This is a genomic window from Pantoea sp. B550 (assembly GCF_024158165.1).
GTDB classification, from domain to species: domain Bacteria; phylum Pseudomonadota; class Gammaproteobacteria; order Enterobacterales; family Enterobacteriaceae; genus Pantoea; species Pantoea alfalfae.
The window spans coordinates 3831165-3851402 of the sequence record NZ_JAMYXI010000003.1 but is presented as its reverse complement, the minus strand read 5'-3'; the positions used below and the strand labels follow the sequence as shown (position 1 = coordinate 3851402).

At 57.2% G+C, this 20238-nt stretch carries 16 protein-coding genes; 9 read left to right on the top strand and 7 right to left on the bottom strand.

The window, feature by feature from the left end:
- Positions 1 to 208: 208 nt before the first annotated feature.
- A complete protein-coding gene (locus NIM72_RS21090) occupies positions 209 to 2566 on the bottom strand; it encodes a membrane-bound PQQ-dependent dehydrogenase, glucose/quinate/shikimate family (protein ID WP_253421899.1) in 2358 nt (785 codons plus the stop codon).
- 669 nt (positions 2567 to 3235) lie between these two features.
- On the opposite strand from NIM72_RS21090, the gene NIM72_RS21085 reads away from it, so the two are divergent.
- Positions 3236 to 4240: a GT-D fold domain-containing glycosyltransferase gene (locus NIM72_RS21085; RefSeq protein WP_253421896.1), complete on the top strand. Its 1005-nt coding sequence runs from the start codon at positions 3236 to 3238 to the stop codon at positions 4238 to 4240.
- Positions 4241 to 4431: 191 nt separating this feature from the next.
- Positions 4432 to 5754, top strand: coding sequence for an MFS transporter (locus NIM72_RS21080; protein ID WP_161732332.1), 1323 nt, complete (start codon positions 4432 to 4434; stop codon positions 5752 to 5754).
- 107 nt (positions 5755 to 5861) lie between these two features.
- Here the strand turns inward: NIM72_RS21080 and NIM72_RS21075 are convergent, their stop codons facing one another.
- Together NIM72_RS21075 and NIM72_RS21070 are read right to left on the bottom strand one after the other, a co-directional pair.
- Complete coding sequence (locus tag NIM72_RS21075) at positions 5862 to 7292, bottom strand: cytosine permease (protein WP_253421893.1); 1431 nt, start codon at positions 7290 to 7292, stop codon at positions 5862 to 5864.
- A 355-nt stretch (positions 7293 to 7647) separates the two neighbouring features.
- Positions 7648 to 8103, bottom strand: a complete 456-nt coding sequence (locus tag NIM72_RS21070; protein WP_371876302.1) for a winged helix-turn-helix transcriptional regulator — start codon at positions 8101 to 8103, stop codon at positions 7648 to 7650.
- Positions 8104 to 8232: 129 nt separating this feature from the next.
- Here NIM72_RS21070 and NIM72_RS21065 point away from each other — a divergent pair, with 129 nt between their 5' ends.
- Entirely contained in the window at positions 8233 to 9444 is a 1212-nt protein-coding gene (locus NIM72_RS21065; RefSeq protein ID WP_253421890.1) for an MFS transporter, read from the top strand.
- A 224-nt stretch (positions 9445 to 9668) separates the two neighbouring features.
- Positions 9669 to 9935 carry a hypothetical protein gene (locus tag NIM72_RS21060; RefSeq protein WP_161732341.1) on the top strand — a complete coding sequence of 89 codons (267 nt, stop codon included), beginning with the start codon at positions 9669 to 9671 and terminating at the stop codon, positions 9933 to 9935.
- Between the two features lie 44 nt (positions 9936 to 9979).
- Here the strand turns inward: NIM72_RS21060 and NIM72_RS21055 are convergent, their stop codons facing one another.
- The 4 genes from NIM72_RS21055 to NIM72_RS21040 all read right to left on the bottom strand — a co-directional run bounded on the left by NIM72_RS21055 (position 9980) and on the right by NIM72_RS21040 (position 14246).
- A complete protein-coding gene (locus NIM72_RS21055; protein ID WP_253421887.1) occupies positions 9980 to 10612 on the bottom strand; it encodes a DapH/DapD/GlmU-related protein in 633 nt (210 codons plus the stop codon).
- Positions 10613 to 11243: 631 nt separating this feature from the next.
- Entirely contained in the window at positions 11244 to 12545 is a 1302-nt protein-coding gene (locus NIM72_RS21050; RefSeq protein ID WP_161732345.1) for a sorbosone dehydrogenase family protein, read from the bottom strand.
- A 12-nt stretch (positions 12546 to 12557) separates the two neighbouring features.
- Positions 12558 to 12965 carry a DUF2231 domain-containing protein gene (locus tag NIM72_RS21045; RefSeq protein WP_013357848.1) on the bottom strand — a complete coding sequence of 136 codons (408 nt, stop codon included), beginning with the start codon at positions 12963 to 12965 and terminating at the stop codon, positions 12558 to 12560.
- 165 nt (positions 12966 to 13130) lie between these two features.
- Positions 13131 to 14246 (bottom strand): ABC transporter substrate-binding protein, encoded by a 1116-nt coding sequence (locus tag NIM72_RS21040; protein ID WP_161732348.1) that lies wholly within the window; start codon positions 14244 to 14246, stop codon positions 13131 to 13133.
- Positions 14247 to 14592: 346 nt separating this feature from the next.
- Between NIM72_RS21040 and NIM72_RS21035 the strand changes: the two genes are divergently transcribed.
- The 5 genes from NIM72_RS21035 (at position 14593) to NIM72_RS21015 (ending at position 20237) form a co-directional block, all read left to right on the top strand.
- Positions 14593 to 15747, top strand: coding sequence for a mandelate racemase family protein (locus NIM72_RS21035; protein ID WP_161732350.1), 1155 nt, complete (start codon positions 14593 to 14595; stop codon positions 15745 to 15747).
- Positions 15748 to 15837: 90 nt separating this feature from the next.
- Positions 15838 to 17469, top strand: a complete 1632-nt coding sequence (locus NIM72_RS21030; RefSeq protein WP_161732352.1) for an ABC transporter substrate-binding protein — start codon at positions 15838 to 15840, stop codon at positions 17467 to 17469.
- On the top strand, positions 17466 to 18497 hold the full coding sequence (locus tag NIM72_RS21025) for an ABC transporter permease (protein ID WP_202604864.1): 1032 nt from the start codon (positions 17466 to 17468) through the stop codon (positions 18495 to 18497). The genes NIM72_RS21030 and NIM72_RS21025 overlap by 4 nt, the downstream gene beginning before the upstream one ends.
- Entirely contained in the window at positions 18494 to 19399 is a 906-nt protein-coding gene (locus tag NIM72_RS21020; protein WP_253421885.1) for an ABC transporter permease, read from the top strand. Before NIM72_RS21025 ends, NIM72_RS21020 begins: the two co-directional genes overlap by 4 nt.
- Complete coding sequence (locus NIM72_RS21015) at positions 19371 to 20237, top strand: ABC transporter ATP-binding protein (protein ID WP_161732553.1); 867 nt, start codon at positions 19371 to 19373, stop codon at positions 20235 to 20237. Before NIM72_RS21020 ends, NIM72_RS21015 begins: the two co-directional genes overlap by 29 nt.
- Position 20238: the final 1 nt, after the last annotated feature.

Here is a 20238-nt window from a genome sequence, read left to right as displayed (position 1 = left end):
TTAATGCGCAAGTCTGTCAGGCAGGAGAAATCGTTAAAGCGGGAGCGCTGTCACGAAATGGTTTCGATGCGTTATCAGATGGTGTGAATACGGAGATGAAAGAATTGAGATGAAATACAACAGGTTGTCGCGATAAGCCGGGCGTGAGATCTGACAGGCAGAGGTGTGAAAAAAGCTGAGCGCCGGGGCGGCGCTCAGCGGGTCAGGATTACTTCAGACGGAAAGCGACAACGCTGTCGCCCGCCGTGGTGCCGAGCGAGCCGTGGCCGCCCGCGGCAATCACCACATACTGCTTGCCATCTTTGCCCATAAAGGTGGATGGCGTGGCCTGCGCACCCGCGCTCAGTTCAGTCTGCCACAGCAGTTCGCCAGTGGTGCTGTCGTAAGCACGGAAGAAGTTATCTGCCGTTGCGCCGTGGAACACCAGATCACCCGCCGTCAGCAGCGGTCCGCCGTGCGCCACCATACCCATCGGGAAACCGAGCGGGAAGCGGCCAGGCAGGAAGCTGGTCTTGAGGTTTTTGGTGGTACCGACGCGACGCAGCCATTCAGTTTTGCCGGTGGTCAGATCCACACCGACCATCCGTCCCCACGGTGGCGCGATGCAGGGAATACCCAGACCCGACGCCATCTGCTGGATGTGGATAGCGTAATCTCCGTGGAAGTTTTCATTCCAGTACGGCGTGCCATCTTTGGTGAAAGTACGCTGGGTTTCGGTTTCCGGCGTGCGCTTAATCAGGTTGTATTTGTAGGCCAGGCGCACCGGTGCCGCAATCAGCATCTGACGCTGCGGATCAACAGCCACGGAACCCCAGTTAAACACCCCGATGTTGCCCGGGAAGATCAGCGAGCCTTTCTCGGTTGGCGGCGTCCAAGGGTTACCATCATAACGCAGCTCACGGAAGGTCGTGCGACAGGCCATCTGGTCAAATGGCGTAATGCCCCACATCGACTTCTCAGTCAGCGGCTGCGGAATGAAGTTCAGGCTGGAGACCGGCTGGGTCGCCGCGTACTGTTCGCCCTTAATGCCATCCGTGGAGACCTTAACCTGCTCTACCGGGTAAACCGGCTCACCGGTCAGGCGGTTCAGCACAAACAGGTTGCCGGTTTTCGTCGGCAGGATCACCGCCGGTTGCGGTTTGCCCTGATAGTTGATGTCCACCAGCGACGGCTGTGACGGGTTATCGCGATCCCAGAGGTCGTGGTTCGAACTCTGATAACGCCATTTGAACGCTCCTGTTTTCAGATCCAGTGCCACCAGCGCATCACGGAATTTTTCAGTGTTGCTGGCGGGATCGCGTTCAAGTCCCACTTCATCCGGCGAGGCGTTACCAAACGGCACATAAACCAGGCCGTTTTTCAGGTCGGCGCTCAGGGTGGCCCAGGCGACCGGGGTATCCTGTGGATAGGTTGCGCCTGCGGCGACCGGTGCGGTGTTATCCGGATTAGCCGGATCGAAGTTCCACACCAGACGACCCGTAACGGCATCATAGGCACGGATCACACCCGATGGGTTGCCGCTGTTGAAGCCGTTATCCATCACCGAACCGCCAACGATCACCAGATTGCCTGCCAACAGGGGCGCGGCAGTCTGCATCAGCGCGTGCGGACGCACCTCGCCCATGTTGGCGCGCAGGTTTACCACGCCGTTGTCACCAAAGTCAGCACACGGCTTGCCGGTGTCGGCATCCAGCGCCAGCAGGCGGGCATCGGTGGTCGCATTGAAGATACGTTTGCGGCAGATAGCCGGGGATGCGCCTGTCTGCTGCTCCGCCTGCTGACCGGCATCGAAGTAGCTCACGCCACGGCAGGTCTGGTGCTGCTGCAGGTAAGAGCGGTTTTTATCCGGCGCTGTTTTCCACTTCACCGCACCGGTTTCCGGATCAAGAGCATGAACCTCGTTATGCGGTGTACAGAGGTAGAGCATGCCGTTGGCTTTCAGCGGCGTTGCTTCAAAGGTGTACTCGGTTGCATCATCACCCTGACGCAGATCGCCGGTGTGGTATGTCCAGGCCACTTCCAGATCTTTGACGTTATCTTTAGTGATCTGCTTCAGTGCCGAGAAACGCTGGCCATCGGTGGTCCCGCCATAGGCGTTCCACTCTTCAGCAGCACCGCCGGTCGCGGAACTATTACGTTGGGTGTTAATGGTGCCCTGTTGCGGCAGCGGATCGTAGAAGCAGAGGCCAATCACCAGCAGCACCATCAGCACCACTGAGCCGCCAAGGAAAGGATGGAAGCGACGCTGTCCCTGATAGAGAGGACGTACCACCCATGGCAGCGCCAGCCAGAGACCCAGCACGCCAAACAGGTCGCCGCGCGGGATCCACTGCCATTTGTCGAAGCCCACTTCCCAGATCGTCCAGAACAGCGTAACCCACATCAGCAGCGCATACAGCGTCAGTGCACTACGTTTGTTCATCATCAGCAGAATCGCGCTGAGCAGAACGCCCACACCCATCAACGCATAGAACGCGCTGCCTCCTGCAAGCAGAAGTTGTCCTCCCATGTAAATCAGGGCGATAGCAAATATCACCATGATTACGCTGGTTATTTTATTGATCATGATCCATCCTCGGGTCATTAGCGGTCATCAGAAAGTTAAGCTGGAAACATAAATTCAACGAGATTTTAACGTACATGAGAAATATGTAAAAACGTGTACAGGCGTAAATCATTAGTAATATTTATTAGAAATGTCGACTGCAGAGGCTTTACCACCGCTTTATTTACTTTCCTAAGGGCCAAATACGCGATATCCATCACAAAAAATTAACGATAGGCCGTGCGTTATCGCACCTTTTGTTCAAAGGTGAATAACTGACAGATCCGTTGCGCTTCATGAACGCCAGCTTAAGTCTGATCAAACAGGGGTAATAAGTGTCAAATAAGCCTAATGGTTTATTCACGTCGTGCTGCAAAAGCTCTTAATGCTATAAGCAGAAAACTTAATACACTGCAGTTTTAAACTGTCTGCTGATCAGTGCTCATGCGGTGTCAATGATTTTCAAAGTATTAATTCTGGCAGTTGACTTTAATCTGCCATTATTTTTTTAGCGCTTCATTTAATAAGAAACAGATTAATAATAAAAGGGATTCTGACCATGAAATCGCTTTCAGATATTCCGTAGCCTGACGCTGTTTCTATCTGTGATATATATCAGCACTGTTATAAGAATTTATCCGGCCAGCAGGCGGGATTTTCTCTGGCAGCAATAACCCAGGCAGGCTAACTATGTCCGCACTTCACGCTATTTATCGTAAGTTTCGTTTCCCGTTTAAATTTATTAATGCAGCCATTCGCTATCCTGCCGCGCAGGTACGGGTAAAGCGTTATTCCGTCATGTCGATAGAAGAAACTATCGATCTGCTATTACGTAAACCGCAATTATCACTGGCCCGTTACGGCGACGGGGAACTGGAGATGACCTGGTATAAAAACATTGGCTTTCAGCCATTTGACCCAAAACTGTCGGCAAGGCTCAAGGCGCTGCTGCTGCAGGCCCCCCAGGACAACCCGGACTGTCTGATTTGCCTGCCGGATGCTTTTCGCACCACCCGCAGTATGAAAAATGGATCGGCCCTGTTCTGGTTCTTCCATAAATCATTTTACTTTAAACATTATGATGCTCTGCTGAATCATCAGTACCAGTATGGCAATACCTCAGTGACCCGCCCTTATCACGATTATAAAAGCAAACAATTATCCAGGACGATATTCGATAAATTTAAACAGCTTTACCAGGGTCGCCGGGTATTAATTGTTGAAGGCAGTGGCACACGTCTGGGATTAGGCAATGATTTACTGGAGGGGGCCAGCGAAATTAAACGTATTACGACGCTGAACCGTAATGCTTTTTCCGTTTATGATCGTCTTTTCGATACGGTATTAGCGAATGCCGTCAACTTTGACCTGGTCTTAATTTCATTAGGGCCGACGGCAACCGTGCTGGCGTATGATTTAAGTCAGCGCGGAATTCGCTGTATTGATAGCGGCCATGTCGATATTGAATATGAGTGGATGCTGGCCAGTGCCACCAGCAAAGTAAAAGTGGCAGGAAAAAATGTTAATGAAGCGGGCGTGCTGCTGAGTGAACAGACAACAGTCGCTGATGCGACGTATCAGCGGCAGATGTTGCAGCACGTTGGCGAAATGCCACAGGATAAAACCACGGCTGAAGCGGACGTCGTGCTTATCCCACTGCCCCACGTCAGCAGCACGCATCATAACGCTGCCTGAGGTTCACCATCGACAGGCAATGACTGCACCGCATTGATGCGCAGGCGAATAATTAGCGGGATCAGCTAACCCTACACGGGGCGGGCTCAGCGGCCCGTACCCAGTGCTTGTCCGCTGTTTGCCGGATAAATGCCCTTTCCGGCATCAATTTTGCTTCTGCTCTCCTGAGACATTTAATCAGGAGAAGTGAGATGACAACCAGCCGTTACCGTTACACCATATTTTCACTGCTGTTCCTGATCGCCCTGATCAACTACATCGATCGCGGCGCCCTGTCATTTGCGGCCAACGCCATAGCGGCGGAGTACCACTTCAGCAAAGTCCAGCTCGGTGCCGTGCTGGGTTACTTTGGCTTTGGCTATCTGTTTGGTTCGCTGTGTGGCGGCTTTCTTGCCGACCGTATCGGCACGAAAAAAGTCTGGCTGCTGGCCGGCGTGCTCTGGTCGCTGCTGGAGATCGCCACCGCCTGGGCGGGTGAACTGGGCATGGCGCTGTTTGGCGGCTCCGCCATTATGGGCTTTGCTGCCCTGCGCATCCTGTTTGGTTTTTCCGAAGGCCCGGCCTATGCGCTGATGAACAAGGCGATTGCCCACTGGGCACCTGACAGCGAGCGTGGCTTCGCGTTGGGTATCGGCCTGCTTTCGACCCAGGTGGGTGCACTGCTGACCGCCCCGATTGCGGTGGGCCTGCTGCTGCTGACCCATGACTGGCGGATGATGTTTATCCTGCTGGGTGTGTTCTCCCTGCTGGCGATGGCGCTGTTTGCCCGCACCTTCAGCGACAGCCCGGAGAAAAGTCCACATACCAACGCCGCAGAACGTCAGCTTATCCAGACTGGTCAGCGCCGCAGCGCGGGCGACAGTGTCCCCCTCCCCTGGTGGCGCTTCTTTACCAGCCGCACCCTGGTCTGCAACGCGCTCGGTTACTTTTCATTCCTCTACATCACCTTTACTCTGGTGACCTGGATGCCGAAATATCTGCAGGATAATTTCCACTACGACCTGCACTCACTGTGGTACGTCGCGATGATCCCGTGGAGCGGCGCCTGTATCACGGTGCTGTTGGGCGGTCGCATTGCCGACGCCCTGCTGGCCCGCTTCCGTAACCTGCGTCTGGCGCGCAATCTGTTTGCCGCCGTCACGCTGTGCGGCACTGCCTGCTGCTTTATGGCGATCCCCTATGTGCAGTCGGCTGCCGGGATTATTGCACTCATGACCCTGGGCAATGCACTGAATGCACTGGTGAACAATGTCTACTGGTCGGTGGTGATTGATGTCACCCCGAAAGCGTCGGTGGGCACCTACAGCGGCATGACGCTGGCGATAGCCAATCTGGCAGCGATTATCTCTCCGATGCTCTGCGGCTGGCTGGCGGAATATTACGGCTACAACGCAATGTTTACCGTCACCGCGCTGATCGCCTTTGGCAGTATGCTGGCAATGACGCTGCTGCAACCGGAGAAACCGCTGGTGGCAGAGGCGCAGACCGGCGCAGCGGATGTTTCAGCCGCCTGATTTCAGATAATCAGATTGTCTGGCACGACGGTCATCTGACATGCGGGCGATCACACCCACACAGACTGACAGCCCCTGAGCGCTGGTTGCTCAGGGGCTTCAGCGTGTCACTCTGCGGGATAAACTGACTGTTCAGGTGTGCCCCGGCGATCCCAGCGGCTGGCGATCAGCCATAACAGTGCCGTCGCAAACCAGCCGATGATCCACGAGACATCATTACCGGCAAAAATCCAGGTCAGCGATCCATGGTGCAGCGGATTATCGATAAACGGCAGTTGCACCAGCACGCCCAGAAAATAGACGGTAATACCGGCCAGGTTCCAGCGACCATAGCGTCCACCCGGCTGCGACAGTGCCGGGACATCAACCTTGCCCCTGGTGATCAGATAGAAATCGGTCAGGCTGATCGCGCTCCACGGCACAAAGAAAGCCAGCAGAAACAGCAGGAAGTGGGTGAAGGATTTCAGAAAGGCCGGCTCACTGACCAGAGCAATGACGCAGGCCAGCGTCACCATCAGCACCACAAACAGAATACGCCCGCCCCGACTCAGCGTGGTTTGCTGACGGAAGCCAGAGATAATGGTGGTCAGTGACATAAAACTGCCGTAGGCGTTCAGCGTGGTAAATGTGATTTTTCCAAAGCAAATGGCGAAATAAATCACCATGGCCATGGTCGCCGTGCTGCCCATGCTCACGATGTAACCGACCTCATTGCCTGCAAACGCACTTCCGGCAATGGCAGCAACAATCACCCCCAGCGTCATTGAAGCCTGCGTGCCAAGTACGGTGCCAAAAAAGACCGAGCAGAAGAGTTTCTTCGCGGAGACATCAGCTGGCAGATAGCGCGAATAGTCCGATACATAAGGACAGAAGGCAATCTGCCAGGAGGAAGAAAGGGAAACCGCCAGCAGGAAATTTGCCGGGGTAAAGTGCTGATTCTGCCACACGGCGGATAAGTCATGCGTGGTGAACAGCGTGATAAACAGATAAGCAAAAGCTAAAACGCCGATGACGCTCGCGACCTTCCCGAGCTGATGAATCATGCGATAGCCCAGCACCGCGATGATCACGATGAACATGCTAAACAGGATCATCCCGGCTGAATTGCTGACATCGATAAGTTTAGCCAGCGCCTGTCCCGCTAGCACTGTCCCGCTGGCGGAAAATCCCACATACATCATGCACACCAGCACCAGCGGAATGACGGCACCAAACACGCCAAACTGCATACGGCTGGTGATCATCTGCGGTAAACCCAGACGCGGGCCCTGGATCGCATGCAAAGACATGATCGCTGCACCCAGAATCTGTCCCACAAGTAAGCCGATAAGCGACCACACGACGTCTCCACCCAGCACCACCGCCAGTGCACCCGTGACAATGGCCGTGATTTGCAGATTGCCACCGAACCAGAGCGTGAACTGGCTAAAGGAGTGACCATGACGCTCACGCAGCGGGATGTAATCAATGGAACGGGTTTCTGACAGGCGTGGTTTCTCTGCGCCTGAATAAGCTGATACAGATGATTTGACCGACATAGATTCCTCGCTGGAACAGTAAGAGACGCGTTAACTGAAAAAGTAATGTGCCCGGTTTCTGGTTGAAGATACATGTCTATACAATTAGCGAGAATGTCATGCGCCCTGACAAGTTACAAGGCAACCGGTCATTGGAAAATGTGATGATATCGACAGGCCTGTCATGATGCGGGGCACGAAAGGATGAGGAAGCGCGGGGACCTGTTTCCGGGGATAACGCCCTTATGACGGAGCGTAAAACGGGAGTAAGGCATTTTGTTCAATCACCGCCACCGACAATAGCGATGATCGGGTAACGCGTGCGATGTCAGGCCTGTCCGTTTCAGAGTGTGCGGAAGAGGAAAAATCCTGACGGTTACCCTTCAGCAACCACTCGATGACGATGACAGTCGGCCGGTTCCAGTTTTTGCCCCTGTGAGGAAATAACCTCCAGCCGCGCAAGCGGCTTTCCTTCCGCATTATCCAGCAGCACGGAGTGTGTCTCGCCTTTCTCAAACAGGTAACGCTCGCCCCACTGGCGCATCGCGACCACAACCGGAAACAGCGCACGACCTCTTTCGGTCAGAACATATTCGCTGTAGGCACTGCCGTCGGAGGCTGGCGCAATCTCAAACACCCCTATCTCCACCAGCTGCTTCAGGCGTGACGCCAGGATGTTTTTCGCCAGCCCTAAATTCCGCTGGAAGTCACTGAATCTGCGGACGTCATCAAAGGCTTCACGCACGATCATCATGCACCAGCGCTCACCTATCGACTCCAGAGTTCTGGCGATCGGACACTCGCTGGTTCTCAGGGATTCCTGCTTAGCCATGCTCTTCTCTCACGCTGCCTGTCTCATGATGCCAGTTTAGCCACTCCGAAAAGGAGTGGCAAAAAAAAACCAGCCCGGTTAAAGATATCGCCAATCCAGTTTCAAATAAAAACCAGAAAGGAAAGCAACATGACCTGTACGATTGGCAAGGCGCATGATCCTGAAGCCGATTCGCCCCCAGCCGCGATCCCGGCGCTTTCGTCCCGGATGATCTTTTTGTTCTCACTCACCTCTGCGCTGGCGGTCGCCAATGTTTACTCGGCACAACCTCTTCTGGAGTCGATCGCCGCCAGCCTGCAGGTTTCCAGCGGTACCATTGGCACAGTGGTAACGGCTATGCAGAGCGGCTACGCCCTTGGGCTGATCTTTCTGGTGCCGCTGGGCGACTGCGTGAACCGCAAAAAAAAGGTGATTACCCAGTTGCTGTTTTCCGTGCTGGCGTTAATCACTGCTGCGGTTGCGCCAGACCTGATGACGCTGCTCTGCGCAATGCTGCTGGTGGGATTCATGGCGGTGGTCACGCAGCTCATGGTGGCGTGGGCCGCCATGCTGGCGTCACCAGAACAGCGCGGACAGGTGGTGGGCAGCGTGACCCGCGGCATCGTGATCGGCATCCTGCTGGCGCGCTTTGTTGCCGGGATGATTGCCGATCTGGCGGGCTGGCGTGCGGTCTATCTGACGGCCGCGGGCCTGTTACTGCTCATTTCGCTGATACTGGTGAAAGTGCTGCCCGCTACAACCGGCCAGACGCCGCGCACCGCTTACCCTCAGCTGTTACTGTCGGTGCGTCGGTTGTTCCGCACAGAACCGCTGTTGCGCAGGCGAGGCATCCTGGCGCTGCTGATTTTTGCGGCCTTCAGTATGCTCTGGTCCCCGATGGTGCTGCCGCTGACCGCCCTGTCGCTGACACACACTGAGATTGGGATGTTCGGACTGGCGGGCCTGGCCGGGGCGCTGGCGGCCTCCAGAGCGGGCACATGGGCTGATCAGGGACGGGGGCAACGCGCCACGGGATTCGCACTGGCGCTGCTGACCTTCTCCTGGCTGCCGATAGCCGCGCTGCAAAGCGCGCTTCTGCTGCTGGTTTTAGGGGTGATCCTGCCAGACTTCGCTATCCAGACGGTGCATGTGATTAATCAGAGCCTGCTCGTGGCGGCCCGGCCCGAGGCGGCCAGTCGTTTGGTGGGTGCCTATATGTGCTTTTACTCGCTGGGTAGTGCGCTGGGCGCGACTGCCGCCACCCAGCTTTACGCCCTCTGGGGATGGCATGCCGTCTGCTATGCCAGTGCCGCGGTCAGCGCCTGCGCCTTTCTGTGCGGGTGCAGAGCAGGTCAATCATAAAATTACCCTGGTCTGCTGACCATTTTCCTTATTACCGATGACCTGGTGGCGTTCTCCGGGCGGGACAAAGCGCAGATCGGCGCGGTGCGTGATAGTTGCCCTGCGGGACAGGCGCCCCCTCCGGCGGGCGACGTCTGAACCTGCTGCCTGAAGACTTTGGTATACAACGCCCTGCCGGTTCATATAGGTTATTTCTCACAGCCACCCTGTTCCAGGAGGAGCACATGCCGGAGTATTGTTTTTTTAAAAAGGGTCACCAGATTACTGTGCTGGAGAGAAGCGACAGCGCGGGTATGGATCAGCTGTCACAGAGCGGCTACGAGAAACAGTTTGAAGAAGTCACCGCCCCTGATGAAAAGCGTGCGCTGGCGCGTTTTCATGATATTCGAAATGACGAGCAGCACCGGGAGAATGCTTTTGCCCGCGGCGAAGTGTTTGTCGTATTGACCCTGGGACTGCTTAGCGTGGCGGGCTGGCTCTTTTTTAAATAGACCGGTACGCCCTCAGTCAGCGGGAGAATGGCCCGGGAGGATAATTAACCTTCGTGACGCTGGCAGAACGCTTCGATGTTACCGTGCTGAAAGTCGGGCAGATTCGCGAGCAGTTTCTCCAGTGGCCAGTTCCACCAGGCAATGCGCTGCAGGCGGGCGGCAATCGCAGGCGTAAACCGGACCCGCAATGGCCGGGCCGGAACACCGCCCACCACGCTGTAGGGCGCAACGTTTTTCGTTACCACTGCGCCCGCGGCCAGCACCGCGCCATCGCCAATAGTGACGCCGGGCAGCACAATGACGCCGTGCCCGATCCAGACATCATTGCCAATCACCACCCGATCGGCACGACGGGCAGCAAAGAAGCTCTGATCGCGCCGCGCGTCGGGATGATAATACTCCGGGCAGTAGGTAAAGCGATGCTGCGAGGCGCGGTCCATAGGATGATTCGGCGCACCGATACGCACCTGACTGGCAATGGCGCAGAAACGCCCTACCTGTGTGTCGGCCAGGCAGCAGTGCTCGCCGACATAGGAGAAGTCACCCAGCTCACTGTATTCCAGCGTGCTGTGCGCCAGGATCTCACACTGCTGACCCACGGTGGTTTCCCGCATCCGTACACTTTCATCAATCCAGGTGTGCGTTAATCGGGCGGGCATAGCGGCGGCAATGGACATATTACTCCCGGTCAGGATAAGCAACACCCCGGCGGCGTGCTTTTGCCGCACCACCATACCCACCTTTAATGACAGAGAATTGACACAGAAAAAAGGCGGAGTGGTTAGCTCCGCCTTGTTTCAAGTTCCGGTTAACCTGCGTGACCGGTCAGTTGCATAAGGGCAACGATGATCTGCAAGATGACCCGGATAAGATCCAGAATCAGCTTAGTCAGTTCCATCACTTTCCTTCTCCTTTTTCAGGAGCGCGCTGTTCGGCAACCAGGGCTTTGACTCTACCCGCCGGGCGCCTAAGCACATCTTTGTGGAGAGGGCTGAGCGGCACTCATGGTTAAAGCCACAGGCCAGCACCACCTGATGCCTGCCGGGATTTTAAAACCGTGCCCCTGGGAGCGGCCAGTCGACAATGAGGCGATGCTCAACACTCAACACATGTATAAACATACAGTATTTTGGCGAAACTTGAAATCCTTAGCCGCACATTTTACAATCTTGTTTGTGGAGAGTGCTGAGCACCTCGTTCGCAATGCGGTTACCAGCCGGGAAGCGAACAAAAAAATAAAGGATTTGGCGAGATGCCAAATCCTTTTTTTATGCCTGTTTTACGGCGATAACTCAACCCGCGCAGAACTTACTTCGCGGCGCTGATACGCCAGATGGTGTTCCCTGCGTCGTCAGCAATCAGCACGCCGCCCTGTTTATCGCTGGCGAGACCCACCGGCAAACCACGGACCTGCTTTTCATCGTCCGTCAGGAAGCCTGAGACCACCGTCTGCGGCTGACCCACCGGCTTGCCGTTTTCGAACTTCACCCACACGACTTTGTAGCCATTCAGCGGCGTCCGGTTCCAGCTGCCATGCTCGCTGATAAACGCACCACCACGGTACTGCGGCATGTTGTCATCACCGTAGAACAACAGGCCCAGCGGCGCGACATGCGAACTCAGGGCATAATCCGGCTTGATCGCCTTCTCAACCAGGTCGGGACGCTGCGGTTCGGCACGGGTATCCACATGCTGACCAAAGTAGCTATAGGGCCAGCCGTAGAAACCTTTATCCTGCACCGAGGTCATGTAGTCCGGCACCAGATCGGAGCCGATTTCATCACGCTCGTTGACGACCGCCCACAGCTTGCCGCTCTGCGGTTCCCACTGCAGGCCAGTCGGATTGCGCAGACCGCTGGCGTAAATACGGCTGGCACCGCTGGCCGCATCCACCTCCAGCACCGCTGCCCGGCGATACTCTGCGCCAATGCCGTTTTCGGTGACGTTACTGTTGGATCCGACACCGACATAGAGCTTGCTGCCGTCAGGGCTGGCTAACAGCGCTTTGGTCCAGTGGTGGTTAATCGGTCCGCCCGGCAGCTCCGTGACCTCTTCAGGTGCGGTGCGGATCTCCGTGTCCCCTTCGCGATAGGGGAACTTCACCAGGCTGTCAGCATTCGCCACATAGAGCGTATTCCCAATCAACTGCATGCCAAACGGCGAGTGCAGATTCTCGATAAAGCGGTGCTGCTCCCATTTGCCATTGACGTTGCGCAGCAGCGTAATGCGGTTGCCGCCTGCGCCGCCCTTACCTGACGCTTTCTGCACAATGCCCATAATCAACTGCTTAGGTCGGGTGATCGGTTTTGAGGGGCCGTTGGATTCCGCGACCAGCACATCATTGTTTGGCAGCACGTAGACCTGACGCGGATGCTGCAGATTCTCAGCAATCTTTTCAATCTTCAGCCCGTCAGCCACTTTTGGCATTTCCCCGGCTTTCCACGGCGTCCCTTCCGGCACCTGCATCGGCGGCATAAAGAAATTCTGCGCCTGCGGCAGTTCGGGGTTCGGTCCGATCTGCTTTTGCGGATCGACCAGCGCACCATCATCACAGCCTGCCAGCAATGCGGTCAGGGTCAGCGCGAGCAGCGTTTTATGCGGTATGTTCATGGTGGCTCCTCCTTAAGCGCTACGCTGACGTAACGCAAGTTGCACATTCGCCAGCAGCAGCAGCGCTACTACCAGCGTCGAGAGCGTTACGCCCAACGGAATCACCGCGGCGGCATCACGGCTGTGAATAAATGCATTGACGATAGCGATGATGATGGCCACCAGCCAGAGCCAGAAATGGCCCTTTTCCGCGCTGTCACTGCCGCGAAACAGATAAACCAGTGCAATGAGACGTGGCACGATGGCCAGTATCAGTCCCAGCGCAATCAGCCAGCCTGCGGCATCCGTCCAGAACTGCACAAAGGTCTGCATGTAGAGAATGTCAAACAGCCAGGCCGCCACAAAAAAGCCCAGCGGTACCGGCTCCAGCAGAGCATACAGCGTCACGGCAAACGCCGATCTTCCCAGGGTATTGCGCATGTTTCTCTCCATTTTTAACGTGAATGCGGACCAGGTCAGATGTCGCGCTGCTCAGAGCAACCGACCCCGCGCCTGTAAAATATTAGTAAATCTGAAGAGAAACAGAGGGTTTATTCAGGAGGAATTGCAAATCAGGCGGATGACGTCCCTGTCATCGCCGGTCAGTCAGGGCTTATCAGCGGGTAAAGTGACCCAGTAGCCTGGCTGGTAAGGCAGCGGCAGAAACTTCTCGTGGAACGTGCGGAAAGTGGCATCCGGATCGACATCGGCAAACAGATCGGGATGCAGCCATTTCGCCAGCGTCTGAATCGCCACAAACTGATACGGGCTGTCATAGAACTGATGCCAGATAGCGTGGACGTTGCCGTTGTGTGCCACCGGCAGGGTTTTAAAGGCATCGCGCATCATCAGCGCCTTAAGACGCGCCGTCGCGTCGGTGACATTGGCACCCGGACCGACGCCAACCCATTTGCCCACGGTGTTGTAGTTCTTCCAGTTCGCGCCGGTTACCACCACCACGTCCGGCTGGCTGGCGATAATCTGCTCCGGGTTAACGGTGCCAAAGGTGCCAGGGATCAGGTCTTTCGCGATGTTGCGACCGCCCGCGATCTCCACCATCTGACCAAAGTTTTCATTGCCAAACGACATGCAGCACTCGTCGCTGTAGCCGCCTGCGCGATCAATCATCACTTTCGGGCGGTAGCCGGTAAAGTTCTTCAGGCGCGAAGTCACAAGGTCAATCTGCTGCTGGCGGAAGGTGATAATTTCCTGGGCACGCGCCGGCTTGTTCACCAGTTCGCCCATGATGCGGATACTTTTCTCAGCATTCACCATCGGCGCTTCTCGGAAATCGATAAACACCACCGGCACACCCACGGCCTGCAATTTTTCAATCAGCTTGCCTTCATCAGTCGCCGCTTTCGACTCCAGATTCATCAGCACCAGATCGGGTTTCAGGGTTAATGCCTGCTCGACGTTGAAAGTGCCATCTTTCGCGCCGCCGAAGGTCGGTAATTTTTTAATTTCCGGATAACGCTTTTCATAGGCCTGATAACCGTCCCAGTCCGCTTTGTGGAGATCATCACGCCAGCCAATCACCCGTTTAAACGGGGCGTCGGTATCAAATGCGGCCAGCAGATAGATCTGACGGCCCTCACCCAGAATGATGCGCTTTGCCTCCTGCGGCACCTCAACCTGACGGCCTGCGACATCGGTAATCATTTTGGCCGAAGCCGTCCCTGCCAGTGTGAGCAACCCCAGCGCTAAAAACCATTTTTTCATGATGAAAACCCGCACAAATGATAATGAGAATTATTAATGTAAAGCGGCGTTACTATCACCTAAAACGGCGTTCAGGGGAAGTCATCCGGTTAAATGTTTTTTGCGGCGAGGTTAATGAGTTAAGTGGCCATGAACCGGGATCCGGATCAGGGTAAAGCGCAGCGTGTTGCTGCTCACAAAACGGACAGCTTTCGTGAATATGCTCACAACACCCTGGGCGACTGCACACATATTAGCCATTAATCGTATCGATTTGGCCAATGCGTTAATGAATTGTGAAGGCTAGATTAAAAATGAAACAGCGTTTTAATAATCCATCAGGAAAGCCAGCCACAGGAGTATAACCGTGAAGATCAGCGCCATAGATGTCACCCTCTTTACCTATCCTACCCGGCGCGTTGCCGACAGCGCCGGCCACTCCCATCCCGGCCCGGAAAATGATGCGCAGATGGCGCTGTTGACCCTCAGCAGCGAGGATGGCGATTGCGGCTACGCCTTTGCGCCGCCTGAAGTGGTGCGATCTCATGTCGTTAACGCCTTCTTCCGCAAGGTGCTGATCGGTCAGAACGCCTTTGACCGCGAGCGGCTATGGCAGGATCTGGTGCACTGGCAGCGCGGCAGCGCCCATCAGCTCACCGAGCGTGCGCTCTCCGCTGTTGAGCAGGCGCTGTGGGATCTCATTGGGCGCAGGCTGAAACAGCCGGTGCATAAGCTGCTTGGCGGCTATCGCGAGAAGATCCCGGCTTACGGCAGCACCATGTGTGGCGACGAAATGAGCGGCGGTTTATCGACGCCGGATGAGTACGCACAGTTCGCGGAGAAGCTGGTGGCACGCGGCTATCGGGCAATCAAGCTGCACACCTGGATGCCCCCGGTCGCCTTTGCGCCCAGCCCGGCCATGGATATCAAAGCCTGCACCGCGGTGCGTGAAGCGGTTGGCCCGGATATCGCACTGATGCTGGACGGCTACCACTGGTACAGCCGCAGTGACGCGCTGACCATCGGCAAGGCGCTGGAGAAGCTTAACTTCACCTGGTTTGAAGAGCCGATGGAGGAAGAGAGCATGGCCTCTTACGCCTGGCTGGCGGACAACCTCTCTATCGACGTGCTCGGCCCGGAGAGCCTGGGCGGCAAACATCACAGCCGTGCCGACTGGGTCCGTGCTGGCGCCTGCGACATTCTGCGTGCCGGGGCCAATGGCGTAGGCGGCATCTCCGCCACGATGAAAGTGGCCAGTCTGGCGGAAGCCTTTGGCATGGATTGCGAAGTTCACGGCAACGGCGCAGCCAGCCTGGCGGTAGTCGGGGCAATTCGTAACTGCCGCTGGTATGAGCGCGGCCTGCTGCATCCCTTCCTGGATTATGAGACGCCGCCTGCGTATCTCAACAGCCTGATTGATCCGATGGACGATCGGGGCTTTGTCACCCTGCCCACCCGCAGCGGGCTGGGAGAGGATATCAACTTCAGCTGGATTGAGACCCACACGCTGAACCGCTGGTAATGAAGTACGGCAAACAATAATAACCCCGTTGCCGCGTAGCCCTGATGATGCGGTAAACGGGAAAAACCTCTGACCTGCTGGACTTTACCTATGACCCTGACACAACGATGTGGCGCGTGGCTGATCACGCTGCTGGTGCTCACGGGCAGCGCGTCAATCCAGGCAAAGACCCCGGATGACCAGCTGATCGTCGGCATGAACATGAACAACCTGCTTACCCTGGATCCGGCCGCGATGACCGGCAACGAGGTGGTCGGTATTGTGGTGAATCTTTATGACGGCCTGGTGGAGCTGAATCCGCAGCAGCTCACCGAAGTACGCCCGGCGCTGGCGGAACGCTGGTCAGTCAGCCCAGATAACCGCACCCTGACCTTTCACCTGCGCGACAACGTCAGGTTTCACTCCGGCAATCCGCTCACCAGCGCCGATGCGGTCTGGTCTATGCGTCGCGTGCTGCATCTGAATCTGGCGCAGGCGTCGGTGTGGAAGTCCTACGGTTTCAGCCGCGACAATGTGGACCAGATGGTCACCGCCCCCGACGACCGCACGCTGGTGATCACCCTGCCTAAACCCAACGATCCGCAGCTGGTGATCTACTCGCTGGCGGCGCTGGGCAGCATGGTGGTGCTGGACCGCAAAACGGTGCAGCAGCATGAAGTCGATGGCGACTGGGGCAACCGCTGGCTCACCACGCATGAAGCGGGTTCCGGTCCGTTCCGGCTGGATGTCTGGCAGGCAAAAGATGTGCTGCGCATGAGTCGCGCGACAGACTACTGGCGCGGTGAGGCGAAGATGTCGCGGGTGGTGTTCCGTCACCTGCAGGAATCGCAGACCCTGCGGCTGATGATGCAGAAAGGCGATCTTGATATCGCCAGCAACATGGCGATCCCCGACGTGCGCGCCCTGCGTCACGATCCCGACCTCACTATTAATGCCGTCAGAAAAGGGACAATCTACTACCTGGCGATGAGCATGAAAGATCCGCACTTCGACAATAACAACGTGCGTGAGGCGGTCCGCTACCTGGTCGATTACCAGGGCATTAACAAAAGTCTGATGACCGGCTACGGCGAACTGCATCAGCGCCCGATTCAGGCGGGGATGCCCGCCACGCTGCCCGATCCCGGTTACCGGCTTGATGTGCCGCGCGCCCGTGCGCTGCTGGCTGAAGCCGGCTATCCGGACGGCTTCGACACTACGCTGCGGGTGCTGGCCGATCAGCCGTTCCTGAATATCGCCATCGCCATTCAGTCAACGCTGCTGCAGGGCGGCATCCGGGCAAAAATCATTACCGGCACCGGCAACCAGATTTATGGCGCGATGCGCGATCGCCAGTTCAGCCTGCTGGTCGGACGCGGTGGCAGCGGCGTCGAGCCGCACCCCCACTCCAGCCTGCGCGCGCTGGTCTACAACCCGAACAATGCCGACAGCGCCCGGCTGACCAACTTCCAGGGCTGGCGAACCGGTTTCTACGACGCGCAGCTCAACCGCATGATCGATCAGGCGCTGGTGGAACGCGACAAAACCCGCCAGCAGCAGGCCTATTTCGCTATCCAGCAACGCTATGACCAGCTGGTGCCTGCGCTGATGCCGATTTCACAAATGCTCGACTCCGTGGTGGTCAGTAACCGTGTGCAGGCGTATCAGCCGCATCCTTCTGCAACGACCTTCCTGCGCGACGTCTGGAAAACGCCTGAAGCCCTGGCGGGAGGCACACCATGATGATGACCCTGACACGAAATCAGTGCCGCCGCATCAGCCATCGCGCGATGCAGGTGTTAATTACGCTGTTCGGCCTGCTGCTGCTGACCTTTTTTATTGGCCGGGTGATGCCGCTGGATCCGGTGCTGGCGATAGTCGGCCCCGACGCCGACCAGGCCACCTATCAGCAGGTCTACCACCAGCTTGGCTTTGATAAACCGCTGTGGGTGCAGTTTGGCATCTATCTCAATGCGCTGCTGCATGGCGACCTGGGCCACGCGCTGCTCACTGGCCAGCCGGTAGTGCATGACATTCTGCGCGTCTTTCCCGCCACGGTTGAGCTGGCCACGCTGGCAATTGTGATTGGCGCAGGGCTGGGCGTCCCGCTGGGCGTGCTGGCGGCGGCGCGGCGTAACAGCGGCATCGACTATCTGGTACGGATGCTCAGCCTGGCCGGTTACTCCACGCCGATCTTCTGGGTTGGCATGATGGGGCTGCTGCTTTTCTATGCCCATCTCGGCTGGGTCGGCGGTGCAGGACGTGTGGACTTCAGCCTGGATGGCATCGTGCCGCGCCGTACCGGCTTTATGCTGATCGATGCCCTGCTGGCGGGCAACGGTCAGGTGTTCCGGAATGCGCTGAATCATCTGGTGTTGCCCGCCTCGCTGCTCGGCTTTCACTCCATGGCTTACATCAGCCGGATGACGCGCAGTTTTATGCTCGCGCAGTTGTCGCAGGAGTTCATTCTGACCGCGCGGGTCAAAGGTCTGACCGAATGGCAGGTTATCTGGCAGCACGCGTTCCGCAATATCCTGGTGCAGTTGCTGACCGTAGTGGCGCTGGCCTATGGCTCGCTGCTGGAGGGTGCCGTGCTGATTGAAACAGTCTTCTCCTGGCCCGGTTTTGGTTCCTATCTCACGGGCAGCCTGATGCTGGGCGATATGAATGCGGTAATGGGCTGCGTGCTGGTGGTGGGTCTGATCTTTGTGCTGCTTAACCTGATCTCCGACCTGCTCTATCAGGTGTTCGATCCGAGGACCAAAGTATGACTATCTCGTTTGATGCGGCGTCTGTCAGTCCTTCCCGCGAGCGGCTGGCGCGCTGTCGGCGGTTTGCTGCCCACTGCGGCACTTTCCTCTGGCGCATGGCCTGTAATCCCCTGACCGCCATCGGCGGTGGCATTGTGCTGCTGCTCTGCATCGTAGCGCTGTTTGCCCCCTGGATCGCACCGCATCACCCGCTGATTCAGGATCTGGACAACGCCCTGATGCCGCCCGGTGCGGCCCACTGGTTCGGCACTGATGAGTTTGGCCGGGATATCTTCAGCCGTCTGGTGTGGGGGGCGCGCATCACGCTCTACATCGTGCTGCTGGTCTCAGTGACCGTCGGGCCGCTGGGCCTGCTGCTGGGCGTGACCGCGGGTTACTTTGGCGGCAAAGTCGATGGCGTGCTGATGCGCGTCACCGATATCTTCATCTCCTTTCCCAGCCTGGTACTGGCGCTGGCGTTTGTGGCGGCGCTGGGTCCGGGTCTGGAGCATGTGGTGATTGCAATTACCCTCACCGCCTGGCCACCCATTGCCCGTCTGGCGCGCGCTGAAACGCTGTCGCTGCGCCAGGCGGACTTTATCTCGGCGGTGCGTTTACAGGGTGCGTCGCCGCTGCGGGTGCTCTGGAAGCACATTATTCCGCTCTGCCTGCCGTCGGTGATTATCCGCATCACCATGAACATGGCGGGCATTATTCTTACCGCCGCCGGGCTGGGATTTCTCGGGCTGGGCGCGCAGCCGCCGGACCCGGAATGGGGCGCGATGATCGCCAGCGGCCGCACCTACATGCTGGAGTGCTGGTGGGTGGTGACCGTGCCCGGTCTGGCGATCCTGATTAACAGCCTGGCATTTAACTTCTTAGGAGATGGCCTACGTGACCTGCTCGATCCCCGCAGTGAGTAACGCCTCGCCGTTGCTCGACGTGCGCGATTTGCACGTGAACTTTGTTAACGGACGCCAGATCACCCCGGCGGTGCGCGGCGTCTCCTTTCAGCTCGGACAGGAGAAGCTGGCGATTGTCGGCGAGTCCGGCTCCGGTAAATCGACCGTGGGCCGCGCCCTGCTGCACCTGCATCCGGCCAGGGCGCGCATTGAGGCGAGCCGGATGCAGTTTGGTGATATTGACCTGCTGCACGCCAGCCCGGCACAGATGCGCGCCATTCGCGGTAAACGCATCTCCATGATTATGCAGGATCCGAAATATTCCCTGAACCCGGTGATTCGGGTTGGCGAGCAGATCGCCGAAGCCTGGCGCAGTCACCATCGCGACCAGAAAGCGGCGGCCCGTCAGCGGGCGCTGGCGATGCTGGAAGAGGTGCAGATCCGCGATCCTGAACGGGTTTATCAGCTCTATCCTCATGAGATTTCCGGCGGTCAGGGGCAGCGGGTGATGATCGCCATGATGCTGATCACCGAGCCGGAACTGGTGATTGCCGATGAGCCGACTTCTGCGCTGGATGTCTCGGTTCGCCTGCAGGTGCTGGCGCTGCTGGACAATCTGGTGAAGGCGCGCGGGCTGGGGCTGATTTTTATCAGCCACGACATCAGTCTGGTGCGCAGCTTCTGCGATCGGGTGCTGGTGATGTACGCCGGACGCGTGGTGGAGTCGCTGGCCGCCAGTGAACTCGATCGCGCGCAGCATCCCTATACCCAGGGATTGCTGGCGGCACTGCCCGACCTTGATCACCGCCGTACACGCCTGCCGGTATTACAACGTCATGCCAGCTGGTTGACGGACTAAG